At 59.3% G+C, this 13,370-nt stretch carries 11 protein-coding genes; 2 read left to right on the top strand and 9 right to left on the bottom strand.

Going from position 1 to position 13,370, the window contains the following annotated elements; translation table 11 throughout:
• Window positions 1-188: 188 nt before the first annotated feature.
• Window positions 189-965: a transposase gene (locus DW037_RS03030; protein ID WP_117564268.1), complete on the bottom strand. Its 777-nt coding sequence runs from the start codon at window positions 963-965 to the stop codon at window positions 189-191.
• Window positions 966-1,296: 331 nt separating this feature from the next.
• Here DW037_RS03030 and adhE point away from each other — a divergent pair, with 331 nt between their 5' ends.
• Both adhE and DW037_RS03020 read left to right on the top strand, forming a co-directional pair.
• The gene (adhE, locus tag DW037_RS03025; protein WP_117800136.1) at window positions 1,297-3,945 is read left to right on the top strand and encodes a bifunctional acetaldehyde-CoA/alcohol dehydrogenase; all 2,649 of its coding nucleotides are present in this window, start codon (window positions 1,297-1,299) and stop codon (window positions 3,943-3,945) included.
• An 88-nt stretch (window positions 3,946-4,033) separates the two neighbouring features.
• Window positions 4,034-4,798 (top strand): aminoglycoside phosphotransferase family protein, encoded by a 765-nt coding sequence (locus tag DW037_RS03020; protein ID WP_006236119.1) that lies wholly within the window; start codon window positions 4,034-4,036, stop codon window positions 4,796-4,798.
• A gap of 173 nt (window positions 4,799-4,971) precedes the next feature.
• Here the strand turns inward: DW037_RS03020 and DW037_RS03015 are convergent, their stop codons facing one another.
• The 8 genes from DW037_RS03015 to pyrH are packed head-to-tail and all read right to left on the bottom strand — an operon-like array spanning window position 4,972 to window position 13,323.
• The gene (locus tag DW037_RS03015) at window positions 4,972-6,693 is read right to left on the bottom strand and encodes a proline--tRNA ligase (protein ID WP_233542222.1); all 1,722 of its coding nucleotides are present in this window, start codon (window positions 6,691-6,693) and stop codon (window positions 4,972-4,974) included.
• A complete protein-coding gene (gene ispG / locus DW037_RS03010) occupies window positions 6,694-7,776 on the bottom strand; it encodes a flavodoxin-dependent (E)-4-hydroxy-3-methylbut-2-enyl-diphosphate synthase (RefSeq protein WP_117779087.1) in 1,083 nt (360 codons plus the stop codon). It abuts the gene before it with no gap.
• Between the two features lie 13 nt (window positions 7,777-7,789).
• Window positions 7,790-9,151 carry an RIP metalloprotease gene (locus DW037_RS03005; RefSeq protein WP_117800137.1) on the bottom strand — a complete coding sequence of 454 codons (1,362 nt, stop codon included), beginning with the start codon at window positions 9,149-9,151 and terminating at the stop codon, window positions 7,790-7,792.
• A 25-nt stretch (window positions 9,152-9,176) separates the two neighbouring features.
• Window positions 9,177-10,364, bottom strand: a complete 1,188-nt coding sequence (gene dxr / locus DW037_RS03000; protein ID WP_117800138.1) for a 1-deoxy-D-xylulose-5-phosphate reductoisomerase — start codon at window positions 10,362-10,364, stop codon at window positions 9,177-9,179.
• On the bottom strand, window positions 10,364-11,263 hold the full coding sequence (locus DW037_RS02995) for a phosphatidate cytidylyltransferase (RefSeq protein WP_233539903.1): 900 nt from the start codon (window positions 11,261-11,263) through the stop codon (window positions 10,364-10,366). The genes dxr and DW037_RS02995 overlap by 1 nt, the downstream gene beginning before the upstream one ends.
• 2 nt (window positions 11,264-11,265) lie before the next feature.
• Window positions 11,266-12,060, bottom strand: a complete 795-nt coding sequence (locus tag DW037_RS02990; RefSeq protein WP_089573403.1) for an isoprenyl transferase — start codon at window positions 12,058-12,060, stop codon at window positions 11,266-11,268.
• A 1-nt stretch (window position 12,061) separates the two neighbouring features.
• Window positions 12,062-12,598, bottom strand: coding sequence for a ribosome recycling factor (frr, locus tag DW037_RS02985; protein WP_006236112.1), 537 nt, complete (start codon window positions 12,596-12,598; stop codon window positions 12,062-12,064).
• Between the two features lie 2 nt (window positions 12,599-12,600).
• Window positions 12,601-13,323, bottom strand: a complete 723-nt coding sequence (gene pyrH, locus DW037_RS02980; RefSeq protein ID WP_040359955.1) for a UMP kinase — start codon at window positions 13,321-13,323, stop codon at window positions 12,601-12,603.
• Between the last annotated feature and the right edge of the window lie 47 nt (window positions 13,324-13,370).

Raw genomic sequence — 13,370 nt, 5'->3', positions numbered from 1 at the left:
ACCAAAGGCGTCCTCCCCCACGGAGGGCGCCTTTTTGCACTCATTGGGGACAGACTTACATGAGTGTTTGCAGATGTCAAAGGAATCATAGCCCCACTCATTGGGGACACACTTAGATGAGTGTTTTCACGCATTGGGGACAGACATGACGCACGCATGCGGCGTCCCGATCGGCTCCGGCCCCTATCTCACGCTGCATCCTTCCAGCCTGCAGTAGCCTTGGTCACGCTTGTGGCGCCGATACCGGTGATACGGGCAATTTGCTTGACCGTGAGATGTGCCCGCCTGAGCCTCAGCAGGCAGGCATCGCGTTCGGGGCGTGGCAGGGCCTTGAGCAACGCAGGATCTATGCTCGTCAGGACTTCGCGCGCAACGAAAAGGGCCTCCTCATCGGGGATCCGCCGGCGCGGAAGAACCTCCACTGACCAGATGCGCCCGGCAACTTTCTTGAGATGCTCGCAATAGCGACGGGAGCCTCCGACAACATCAAGCATAGGGGCCGCATCACAGATGTCAAAGGGATCATAGCCCAGCTGATACGCCTTATAGCTTGACCAGCGGTACGCCTCGAGCGAGTCAAGCGCACCCTTCACAGGATTGAGATGAATATAGTCGAGCAGCTGCACTGCCTGCGTGTCCGACTCAACCGCGACCCGCGAATAGCGATTGTCAAACAGATGGCCCGTTCTTCCCGTTTTCCCATTGAAATACTTGGCATACGCCGTCAGCGCGCACTGCATTGCCTTTGAAAGGTTGTCATATGGGTCATCAACCATCAAATGGAAGTGGTTGTCCATAAGACACCAGGCCAACACCGCCACGTCATGGCACGCAAACCTGTCCGATATGTCCGATAGGAAACGATAGCGGTCGGAATCATCTTCAAAAATGATCTGTTTGGAGTTACCGCGGTCAAAGACGTGGTAATAGCCGGTGAGCGAAATTTCGCGGGCGCATCGGGGCATGGTCTCTCCTTTCAAAGCCGTACAGGCAACACCTAAAAGGAGAGAAGAAACGCGAAATGCTGAGCCTGTGACCTATTTATATCCAATCAGCGACAAAAACAGGCCCAAAACGACAAAATCGCAAATCGATGTCTGTCCCAAATGAGTGAAACCACTCATGTAAGTCTGTCCCCAATGAGCGGGGCGATGCACTGGCAGATAGTTTTAGTTAAAACGCTTCAGTATATTGAAGCGTTTTAGTATGCCTTTTACGGGAATCTTGCCGTTCGCCGAATAATTTCTTGCTATCATGCAAGTCGTAGGGTAAATCTCCGATCGCAAGGAGACACAAATGGTGAAAAAGTCACCGGAAAACACTACTCCCGCAATTGTGGACAACGTAGAGGCGCTTGAGGCTAAGCTCGCTCAGATGCGAGAGGCCCAGGCGCTTTTTGCTACGTACACGCAGGAGCAGGTCGACAAGATCTTCTATGAGGCCGCCATGGCCGCCAACAAGGCTCGTATCCCGTTGGCGAAGATGGCCATCGAGGAGACCGGCCGCGGCGTTCTTGAGGACAAGGTCATCAAGAACCACTACGCCGCAGAGTACATCTACAACGCTTACAAGAACACCAAGACCTGTGGCGTTCTGGAGCGCGACGAGGCTTACGGCATCACCAAGATCGCCGAGCCCATCGGCATCGTGGGCGCCGTCATCCCGACGACCAACCCCACCTCCACCGCGATCTTCAAGACGCTGATCAGCCTGAAGACCCGCAACGGCATCATCATCTCCCCGCACCCGGCAGCCGCCAAGTGCACCATCGCCGCCGCCAAGCTCGTGCTTGACGCCGCCGTCAAGGCCGGCGCCCCCGAGGGCATCATCGGCTGGGTCGATGTCCCCTCCATCGAGCTGACCAACATGGTCATGCGTGACGTCGACATCATCCTCGCCACCGGTGGCCCGGGCATGGTCAAGGCCGCCTACTCCTCGGGCAAGCCCGCCCTGGGCGTTGGCGCCGGTAACACCCCGGTCATCATCGACGACACCGCCGACGTGCTGCTCGCCGTCAACTCCATCATCCACTCCAAGACCTTCGACAACGGCATGATCTGCGCTTCCGAGCAGTCCGTGACCGTCATCGACACCATCTATGACCAGGTCAAAGCCGAGTTCCAGAAGCGCGGCTGCTACTTCGTCAAGCAGGGTGCCGAGATGGAGGCCCTGCGTGCCGCCATGTTCAAGAACGGCGCTCTCGATCACCGCATTCCCGGCATGGCTGCCGCCAAGATCGCCGAGCTCGCCGGCATCGAGGTTCCTGCCAAGACCAAGATCCTGATCGCCGAGGTCACCTCCACCGACCCCGCCAAGGAGGAGTTCTCCCACGAGAAGCTCTCCCCGGTCCTGGCCATGTATCACGCCAAGGACTTCCAGGAGGCCGTCGACAAGGCCGAGCACCTGGTGCTCGCCGGTGGCCCGGGCCACACCGCCTCTCTGTACGTGCACCCCGCCCAGGCCGAGAAGATCAGCCTGTTCGAGCACGTCATGAAGGCCTGCCGTATCGTCATCAACACCCCGTCCTCGCACGGCGGCATCGGTGATCTGTACAACTTTGGCATGAAGCCGTCTCTGACCCTGGGCTGCGGCTCCTGGGGCGGCAACTCCGTCTCCGAGAACGTTGGGGTGAAGCACTTGATCAACGTTAAGACTGTGGCCGAGCGCCGTGAGAACATGCTGTGGTTCCGCGCTCCCGAGAAGGTCTACTTCAAGAAGGGTTCCACGCCCGTCGCTCTCGACGAGCTCGGTACCGTCATGGGCAAGAAGCGCGCCTTCATCGTCACCGACCAGTTCCTCTTCAAGAATGGCAACACCCGCGCCATCGAGGCCAAGCTCGACGAGATGGGCATCGCCCACGACTGCTTCTACGACGTCGAGCCCGATCCGTCGCTGCAGTGCGCACGTCGCGGCGCCAAGCAGATGGCTCTCTTTGAGCCGGACGTCATCATCGCCGTCGGCGGTGGCTCAGCTATGGACGCCGGCAAGATCATGTGGATGATGTACGAGCACCCCGAGTGCAAGTTTGAGGACATGGCCATGGACTTCATGGACATCCGCAAGCGTATCTTCACTTTCCCCGAGATGGGCAAGAAGGCCTACTTCGTCGCCGTCCCGACCTCTTCGGGTACCGGCTCCGAGTGCACGCCGTTCGCCATCATCACCGACAAGGAGACCGGCATCAAGTGGCCGCTCGCCGACTACGCGCTGCTCCCCAACATGGCTATCGTTGACGCCGACAACTGCATGACCGCCCCGCGCGGCCTGACCGCTGCCTCCGGCATCGACGTCATGACCCACGCCATCGAGTCCTACGTCTCCATCATGGCTTCCGACTACACCAAGGGCCTCTCCGAGCGCGCTGCTAAGCTCGTCTTCGAGAACCTGCCCTCCAGCTTCACGAACGGCGCCAAGGACCCGCATGCCCGCGAGGAGATGCACAACGCCTCTTGCATGGCCGGTATGGCCTTCGCCAACGCCTTCCTGGGCCTCAACCACTCCATGGCTCACAAGCTCGGCGCCTTCCATCACCTGCCTCACGGCCTCGCCAACGCCGTCATCCTGACCCGCGTTATGCGCTACAACGCCGCCGAGGCTCCCGTCAAGATGGGTACCTTCTCCCAGTATCCTTACCCCAACGCGCTGCACAACTACGCCGAGATGGCCAAGTACTGCGGCATCGACGGCAAGGACGACAAGGAGGTCTTCGAGAACTTCATCACGAAGCTCGAGGAACTCAAGGACTTCATCGGCGTCAAGAAGACCATCGCCGACTACGGTGTTGACGAGCAGTACTTCCTCGACACCCTCGACGAGATGACCGAGCAGGCATTCAACGACCAGTGCACCGGCGCAAACCCGCGCTACCCGCTCATGAGCGAAATCAAGGAGCTCTACCTGGACGCCTACTACGGCCGCGAGCCTCAGGACTACGCCGTCTGCTAGTTTTAGCACGGTTTTTAACGGCGGGGGTGCACGGGTGTTTCACACACCCCCGCCGTCGCTTCTATCGCATCGTTGAAAGGATGCAACCATGCTGCTACCCGATTCCAAGACCGAGCTCGTCCGCCGTGGCAACAAGGTCGTTTACGACCTGGGGGACAAGATCGTCAAGGTCTTTAACGAGACCAAGCCTGTCTCCGACGTGTTCAACGAGGCTTTGAATCTTGCCCGCATCAATGAGTGCGGCATCCGCAGCCCCAAGGCTCTCGAGGTTTCCCAGCTCGAGAACGCCAACGGCTGGGCGCTCGTGACCGAGAAGGTTCCGGGCACCACCCTTGCCGAGAAGATGACTGCTGAGCCCCAGCGCTTTGGTGAGTATCTCGAGATGTTCGTCGACCTCCAGATCGAGATCCACGGCTACACCTCCCCGCTGCTCAACCGTCAGCGCGACAAGTTCGCCCGCATGATCGACAGCCTTGATCAGCTCAATGCCACCACGCGCTACAACCTTCAGGAGCGTCTGGACGGCATGACCAAGGAGTTCAAGGTCTGCCACGGCGACTTCAACCCCTCCAACGTCATCGTCGGCGACGACGGCCAGCTCTATGTGTGCGACTGGGCACACGCCACCCAGGGCTCCCCTGCTGCCGACGTTGCCACCACCTACCTGCTCTTCGCCCTCAACAGCAAGGATCAGGCCGAGGCCTACCTGGAGCTCTACTGCGACCGCGCCGACATGCCCATGCAGGTCGTGCGTCAGTGGACGAGCATCGTCGCCGCTTCCGAGCTCGCTCGTAAGCGCAACGTGAACGATGAGTTCCTGAAGAACTGGATCGACGTCGTCGATTATCAGTAATATCTGAGCGATTTATTTCGCATCGGAGGCACAAGAAAACCCCGCAGCTCATATGGGCTGTGGGGTTTTTCTTTACCCATCGAGTTTATTCCAACAAAATAGACTGCTCCGCATCTCATCCTAAGAGAGATACGGAGCAGCCCCGCAATTACATCTAATAGCAGAAACGTCGATTAACGGCGGGCCGCCTTAACAAGCTCGGCAATCTTGGCGATGACCTCGTCGATCGCCACGTCCTCACGCTCGCCCGTGGCACGGTCCTTGAGCTCCACAGTACCATTCTTGAGGCCACGCTTGCCAAGCACGACCTGATACGGGAAGCCCATGAGGTCGTTATCGGCAAACTTAAAGCCAGGACGCTCGTCACGGTCATCGACGACAACCTCGATACCCTCGGCGCACAGGCCCTCGACGATTTGGTCGCAAACGTTAGCGCACTCCTCCTTCTTGGGATCGAGCGGAATCACCGCGACCTCGTACGGGGCAACGGAGACCGGCCAGACGATGCCGTGTTCGTCGTTGTGCTGCTCCACGACGGCAGCAAGCGAGCGGGACACACCAACGCCGTAGCAACCCATGATGAGCGGCTTCTCCTTGCCGTCCTCGTCCATAAAGGTGGCACCCATGGCCTCGGAGTACTTGGTGCCCAGCTGGAACACCTGAGAGACCTCGATGCCGCGGGCAGCAGAGAGCGGCTTGCCGCAGTGCGGGCAGGGATCGCCGGCAACGACGGTGACCAGATCTGCCCACTCATCGACGGTAAAGTCGCGCTCGGGGCAGGCACCGGTAAAGTGATAATCGACCTCGTTGGCACCGCAGGCCCACTGCTTGGACTCGCGCAGGCTCTCGTCGCACACCAGACGGATGCCCTCGGGCAAGTTAACCGGTCCGATAAAGCCCTTGTGCAGACCGTAGGTCTGGAGCTCCTCGTCGGTCATCATGCGATAGCCCTTGCCAAAGACATGCTCGGCCTTGCAGTCGTTGAGCTCGTGGTCGCCCGGAACAATGGCCACGACGGGCTTGTCCTCGGCATCGATGAGCGCCAGGGACTTGCGCGTGCCGTTCTCGGGGAACCCAAAGAACTTAGCAACAGCCTCAATGGTGCCCATGCCCGGAGTCTCAACCTTGGTAAGCGTACCGTCACCGGGACCCTCAGTCACGACGACCTTGGTGCTTGCAGCCTCATCATCGGCGGCAAAACCGCAGTCATCGCAATAGACGAGAGAAGCCTCGCCGGCGTCGGCCAAAGCCATGTACTCGACGGAGGTATCGCCACCGATCTCGCCGGAATCGGCGACAACGGGCAGGGCCTTGATATAGCAGCGCTCGCAGATATTGGCGTAAGCCTGCTTCATCTTGTCGTACTCCTCCTGCAGGCTCTCCTGCGTGGCGGAGAAGCTGTAGGCGTCCTTCATGATGAACTCGCGACCGCGCATCAGGCCAAAGCGGGGACGGAACTCGTCGCGGAACTTGTCCTGGATGTGATAGAGATTCACCGGCAGCTGCTTGTAGGAACGCAGCTCATTGCGCACCAGAGCAGTCACGGTCTCCTCATGCGTGGGGCCCAGCACGAACTCGCGACCATGACGGTCGTCAAAGCGCACAAGCTCCTTGCCATAGGCATCGATACGGCCGGACTCACGCCACAACTCGGCATCGACCATGATAGGCATCATAAGCTCCTGGGCGCCGGCGGCGTCCATCTCGTCGCGCACGATGTTCTCAATCTTGCGAATCGAGCGCCATGCGAGCGGCAGGTAGGAATACAGACCGGCGGCCTCCTTGCGGATCATGCCGGCACGGAGCAGCAGGCGGTGGCTGGCGAGCTCAGCGTCCGCCGGATCCTCTTTAAGCGTCGGCGCATAGAGCTTAGACATATACATTGCTCGGGTCATTTATTTCTCCTCAATAAGCTTGTCGACCTCTGCCATAAGCGCGTCGACAATTTGGTCCTCAGCTACTTTACCAATGATCTGGCCATGCGAAAAGAGCAAGGCCTGACCACGTCCGCAAGCAACGCCCAGGTCGGCATCAGAAGCCTCGCCGGGGCCATTAACGGCACATCCCATGACGGCAATCGAAAGCGGCGCGGAATAGTTCTTAAGCCGCTCGGTGACCTCCTCGGCGATGGGAATGAGGTTAACCTGGCAGCGGGCGCACGTGGGGCACGAGACAATCTCGGGACCACGGCGACGCAGGCCCAGCGACTGTAGAATTCCCCAGGCGACCGGCGGCTCCTCAACCGGATCGGCCGTGAGCGACACACGCATGGTGTCGCCGATGCCTTCGGAAAGCAAGATACCCAAGCCTACAGAGCTCTTGATGGTGCCCTGAAGCTTGGTCCCCGCCTCCGTCACGCCCAGGTGAAGCGGAACGTGGGGAATCTCACGTGACAGGGCTCGATAGGTATCGAGCGTCGTTTGCACGCTATGGGCCTTGGCCGAAAGCACAATGTTCGTAAAGCCGCGATCCTCAAAGTGCTTGACGAAGCGCTCGCTCGACATCACGAGCTTTTCGGGCTGCGTGAGGTCGTCGCGCTCGGCAATATCTTGCTCAAGCGAGCCCGCGTTCACGCCAATGCGAATCGCACAGCCCGCGGCACCCGCAGCATCGATCACCGCGTCAACCTTGGCCCAATCGCCGATATTGCCGGGATTGATGCGCAGCTTGGCGGCACCGGCCTCAACGGCACCAATGGCGAGCTTATGGTTAAAGTGGATATCGGCGACAATCGGCACCGGAGACTCGGCACAGATGGTGCGGAAGCCCTCAAGCGCGGCCTCGGAGGGCACGCTCACGCGCACGATATCGCAGCCAGCCTGCGCCAACGCGCACACTTGCGCAAGCGTTGCCTGGGCATCAGCGGTATCGGTGCAGGTCATAGATTGGACCACCACCGGCGCGCCGCCACCGATCTGCACGCCGCCCACATGCACGGGGCGCGTCAGCTCGCGAGGCAAAGGATGGGATAAAGACAATCCAAACACTCCCCTACAGAATAAATCGAAGGATGTCGGAACGAAGCATATAGACAAACAGCAGCGCAAAGAGCGCGATGCCCACATAGCTCACAATCGTCTGGACCTTGAGCGGAAGCTCGCGGCCCGCAATCTTTTGAATGATCTCGATGACTAGCTTGCCGCCATCGAGTGGCGGGATGGGCAGCAGGTTCATAAAGCCAAGCGAGAATGAAATGAGGGCGGCAAACGAAAGGAACGTGGCAGGGCCGGCAGCAGCAGCCTGTGAGGACATAACGCTAATACCCACGATCGAAGAGGACTGATCGAGAATCTCCATCGTATGCTGCGGCTGGAGCAGGCGCATCACGCCCTCCGCTGTCTGCACAACATAGGAGAACGACAGACGAGCCGACGTGATGGGGTCTAAACGGACCACCTGCGTAGAGGCATACACACCTAGGCGATCGTCCTCTTTGAGCGCAACCGTGGTCGAATGCTGCTTGCCGTCACGCTCGTACTCAATGGCGATATCGTCCTTACCGGCAGCCTTGCCGATGGCATCGTAAACGTCCATCCAGGTAGAGCACGATACACCGTCGACCGAAAGAATCGCGTCGCCGCCCTCGATTCCCGCCGAGGCGGCAATCGAGCCTTCGTCAACCTGGCCAATCACATTGGTATCCACCGGCACGGTGACACCTGCGATGGAATAGATGCTCATAAGGAGCAAAAAACCCGTCAGGATATTGACGATAATGCCCGCAAGCAGCATAAAGGCACGCTTGACAAAGCCCTGGCCCAAATAGGTGTGCGAGCGCTCGCGCGCAAGGAACTCGGCCTCGCCGCACGGCAGCTCCCACACATCGCCCTCGGCAGTCGCATGTTCGCGATCGAAACGGCGACCATCAAAGGTGGTATAGCCTGCCTTGTCTCGCGGCAACGTCTGATATTTGGTGGGATAGTAGCTCGGCGAGGGCTTCTCCCCTTCCTCATACCAGGGCGCGATGGAGCCCCAGCCCAGCAAAAGGGCGCATGCCTCGAGCACATCCTCCTCGGAAAGCTCGAGCTCGACAGCAAGGTCGGCCACGGTCACGCGACCATGACGATAGATAGCCGCGAGCACGCGGTCGGCGCACGAAACATCGGTCGGATCCATACCGCAGATGGCAGCGTAACCACCCAGCAGCAGCGGGGTCACGCCAAACTTGGTTCCAATGCGACGCGACGTGTAATGGATGTCAAAGCGGCACGGCAGACCCAAAAAGAACTCGGTCACACGGACGCCGCAGGCACGCGCCGCCAAAAAGTGGCCGCCCTCGTGCAAAAACACGAGGACGGAAAGCATCAGCAGGCCCCAAAAGACCGATGAGAGAACGCTCAGAACAGTATCCATAAAACGAAAATGCAATCCTTATGGGTTAGGAACGGGTTGCGGCGAGCACCTGCGCAGCCTTTTCACGCGCCCACGCATCGATGTCGCGAAGCTGCTCAAACGAATCGACCACCTGCATATCGTGGGCGTCCATGCAGGATTCCACAATGCGATCGATATCGGTAAAGCTGCAGCCATCGTGCAGGAAGGCATCGACGGCGACCTCGTTGGCGGCATTGAGCACGCACGGCATGGTGCCACCCGTCTTGCCGGCACGCTCGGCCAGTGCCAGACAGCGGAAGGTATCCATGTCGGCAGCATCAAACGTGAGCTGCCCCAGCTCGCGGAAATCGATACGAGGCGCCGGAGTATCCCAACGCTCGGGATACGAGAACGCGAACTGGATGGGAATACGCATGTCGGATGCACCGAGATGCGCCATCACGGAGCCGTCGGCGAACTCGACCATAGAGTGAATCTTGGACTGACGCTGCACGACCACGTTAATGAAATCGAGGTCGCAGTTAAACAGATGCATGGCCTCAATGCGCTCCAGGCCCTTGTTCATGAGGGTGGCGGAGTCAATGGTGATCTTGGCACCCATGGCCCACGTGGGATGCGCGAGGGCATCGACACGCGTCACGCGATCGAGCTCGTCGCGCGTGCAGCCAAAGAACGGACCGCCCGAGCAGGTGAGCCAAATACAATGAGCCTCGCGCGGGTTCTCCCCCAGATAGCACTGGTAAATGGCGGAGTGCTCAGAGTCGACTGGAATAAGCTGGCCCGGTTGCGCCAACGGCATAAGCAAGTCGCCACCGACGACGAGGGACTCCTTGTTGGCAAGGGCAAGGCGCTTATTCGAGGTCAAGGCCGCATGGCTCGCCTCGAGACCGGCGGCGCCCACAATAGCGACAAGCACGCAGTCGACATCGTCGCGACGCGCGAGCTCGCAAACCGCCTGCGCGCCAACGCCGAGCTTCGTTCCCTCGGGCAACTCCTGCAGCACGGCGTCATCGCCATGATCGACATCGGCCACGGCAACCGCCGGAACCGAGAACTCGCGGGCAGCGGCAACGAGCTCGGAGGTACTGGAGTTAACGGACAGCGCCGTCACCTGCAGGCGATCGGCATGCTGGCGGCACACATCGAGCGCCTGGGTGCCAATAGAGCCTGTACAGCCCAGGATGGCAACGCGAAGGCGTCCATCGGGGCCATACGTCGTCTGGAAGGACATTACAGCACGCCTCCGATCATCAGCAACAGCTGCGCGGTGATGCAGCCGAAGATAAGCGAATCGCTACGATCGAGCATTCCGCCGTGGCCCGGGATAAGGTTGCCGGAATCTTTGACGCCCACACCGCGCTTGATGCGCGACTCGATAAGGTCGCCGATAACGCCCAGAATGGACACGACCACGCCGCACAGCAGCGCATAGGGCAGGCTGAGCTTGTAGAAGTGCGTCGCCCACAGGATGAGCCAAATCAAAACCGAGCCCAAGATGCCGCCGGCAAACCCCTCCCAGCTCTTTTTGGGAGAGATCTTGGGAACCATCTTGTGCTTGCCGATACGGCTGCCCACGATGTAGGCAAACGAATCGGAGACCCAAAGGGACGCGCAAACGCCCACTGAAAGGAGGGCGCCGGCAAAACCGGGCACGGCATCGCGCAGCAGCACGATAGCCGACAGCATAAAGCCAGTGTAGATGGGACCCATGAGCGTCACGGCCACATCAGAGATGCGGGTACGCGGCGACCAGACATACCAAATGCCCACAGCGAGCATCAAGGCAAAAAGCAGGGCATTCAGCAACATCGAATCGCCCAACGCCGACAGCGGAAAGAGTACGGCGGCAGCGATACCCATGCGCTCGTTAGCCATCTTGCCATCGAGCCTTGTCATACGGAAAAACTCATAGCAGCACAGACCGCTCATGACGGAAACAAAGATGGCCGTGGGCACGATACCCAAAACCAGGCACAGGATAAAGACAACGGCGTAGACGATACCGGCGGCGGCACGGGTAATAAAGCCCGCCAGCCACGAACCGGTGCCGCTCTTCGCTGCAGGCGCTCCCGCAGTGGCAGCTTTGCGCGCAGGCGTCTTGGGAGCAGATGCCTTGGGACGATCGGACACGATTAAGCCTCCTCGGTCTTGCTCAGTCCACCAAACCTACGGTCACGGCCCTGATAGGCCAAAATGGCGTCGACAAGGCCCCAACGATCAAAGTCGGGCCAATAGGTATCGGTGACGTAGAATTCAGAATAAGCCACCTGCCACAGCAGATAGTTCGAAAGGCGCAGCTCACCAGAGGTGCGAATCACAAGCTCAGGATCGGGAAGGCCGGCAGTATAGAGGTGGGAAGCCACCATGTCGTCATCAATTGCGGCAGGATCGATCTTACCGGCGGCAGCGTCGAGTGCAATCTGACGGACAGCGCGGGTAATCTCGGCACGCGCGCCGTAGTTGACGGCAAGCGCCAGCGTCATACCGGTGTGATCGGCGCACTCGGCAAGACCGCGTTCAAAAACGTCGCGGGTCTTCTTGGGCAGCGCGGAAATGTCGCCCAAAAAGACAACACGCACATTTTCGCGCTTCAGAAGCGGCAGCTCGTCGATAAACGTCTTGGCAAACAGATGCATCAAGACGTTGACCTCATGCTGCGGACGGTTCCAGTTTTCGGTAGAAAACGCATAGGCAGAAAGCACGTCGACGCCCAGGCGCACGCAGGCGGTAATGATCTCGCGCAGCGAGAGGATACCTGCCTTATGACCCTCGGTGCGTGCAAGACCGCGCGACGTGGCCCAACGACCGTTGCCGTCCATGATGCACGAGATATGGTGCGGAATGTTATTGAGGTCAAGGTCGGAAAAACCGACGCCCGCAGGGGCGTCGGCAAAGTACTCGACCAGTTTATGCTCGTCGTATTGCACCTTAGATCTCCATGACCTCGGCTTCTTTTTCCTTCAGAAGCTCCTCGACCTTGGCGACATACTCATCGGTGTGCTTCTGGACCTTGGCCTGCTCGCGACGGACATCGTCCTCGGTGAGCTCCTCATCGCGCTCGAGCTTATTGTTGAAGTCGCGACGGATGTTACGGATAGACACCTTGGCCTGCTCGGCGTACTCGCGGCACTCCTTGACGAGCTCGCGACGGCGCTCCTCAGTGGGAGCCGGGAACGGAAGACGAACGACGGTGCCATCGGAGTTGGGGGTAATACCCAGATCGGAAGCGCCGATGGCCTTGACGATAGCATTGATGAGCGCCTTATCCCACGGCTCGATGAGCAGCATGTGAGCCTCGGGGGTCTTGACGGCGGCAACCTGCGTGACCGGCGTGGGGACACCGTAATAATCGACGGTGATGTCGGACAGAATGTTGGCGTTGGCACGACCGGTACGGACCTTGGAGAAGTTATGCTTGAGGGACTCGAGCGACTTGTCCATATGGGCGGTGATATTCTCTGCCATGCTTAATCCTCCTGATAGACGAGCGTGCCGACGGGCTCACCCGCGAGCGCGCGCTTGACGGTGTCCTCGCCATCGATGTTGAGGACCAAAATAGGCATACGGTTATCCTGGCACAGGGCCGTAGCTGTGGAATCCATAACCTGCAGACCGCGAACGAGAACCTCGTGATAGGTAATCTTGTCAAAACGGACGGCATCGGCGCACTTGACGGGATCCTTGTCGTAGATGCCGTCAACCTTGGTGGCTTTAATCAGAATCTCGGCGCCGATCTCGCACGCACGAAGAGCCGCGGCGGTGTCGGTCGTAAAGTACGGATTGCCCGAACCGGCGGCAAAAATAACGACGTTGCCCTTGGAAAGGTGGTTGATGGCGCGACGGCGAATATAGGGCTCGCAGATCTCGTTCATCTGGATAGCGCTCATCACACGGCAGGGAACGTCGTTATGCTCGAAAGCATCCTGCAGGGCGAGCGCGTTCATAACGGTCGCGAGCATGCCCATGTAGTCGGCCTGAGCACGCTCCATGCCACCGGCAGCGCCTGCCATGCCGCGGAAAATATTGCCGCCGCCGACAACGACGCCGACCTCATGGCCAACGGCGAGCAGCTCCTTGACCTGCTTGGCAAGATGATCGGTAACCTTGGGGTCGATGCCATATTGGCCGTCGCCCATCAGCGCTTCGCCGGAAAGCTTAAGAAGCACTCGTTTATATCGGATGTCGGACAAAGCGATCCTCCTTTAATTAGACTCTCAATATGATATCAAAGGCTCTG

Source organism: Collinsella sp. AF39-11AT (genome assembly GCF_003474585.1).
In the GTDB taxonomy this organism is placed as follows: Bacteria; Actinomycetota; Coriobacteriia; order Coriobacteriales; family Coriobacteriaceae; genus Collinsella.
The sequence above is the reverse complement of the archived record's forward strand: the minus strand, read 5'-3'. Positions and strand labels throughout refer to the sequence as shown.

What these genes read in the sequence shown, in the direction of transcription:
- DW037_RS03030 (WP_117564268.1), bottom strand. Translation starts at nt 965, where the DNA reads ATGCCCCGATGCGCCCGCGAAATTTCGCTCACCGGCTATTACCACGTC.
- adhE (WP_117800136.1), top strand. Translation starts at nt 1,297, where the DNA reads ATGGTGAAAAAGTCACCGGAAAACACTACTCCCGCAATTGTGGACAAC.
- DW037_RS03020 (WP_006236119.1), top strand. Translation starts at nt 4,034, where the DNA reads ATGCTGCTACCCGATTCCAAGACCGAGCTCGTCCGCCGTGGCAACAAG.
- DW037_RS03015 (WP_233542222.1), bottom strand. Translation starts at nt 6,693, where the DNA reads ATGACCCGAGCAATGTATATGTCTAAGCTCTATGCGCCGACGCTTAAA.
- DW037_RS03005 (WP_117800137.1), bottom strand. Translation starts at nt 9,151, where the DNA reads ATGGATACTGTTCTGAGCGTTCTCTCATCGGTCTTTTGGGGCCTGCTG.
- dxr (WP_117800138.1), bottom strand. Translation starts at nt 10,364, where the DNA reads ATGTCCTTCCAGACGACGTATGGCCCCGATGGACGCCTTCGCGTTGCC.
- frr (WP_006236112.1), bottom strand. Translation starts at nt 12,598, where the DNA reads ATGGCAGAGAATATCACCGCCCATATGGACAAGTCGCTCGAGTCCCTC.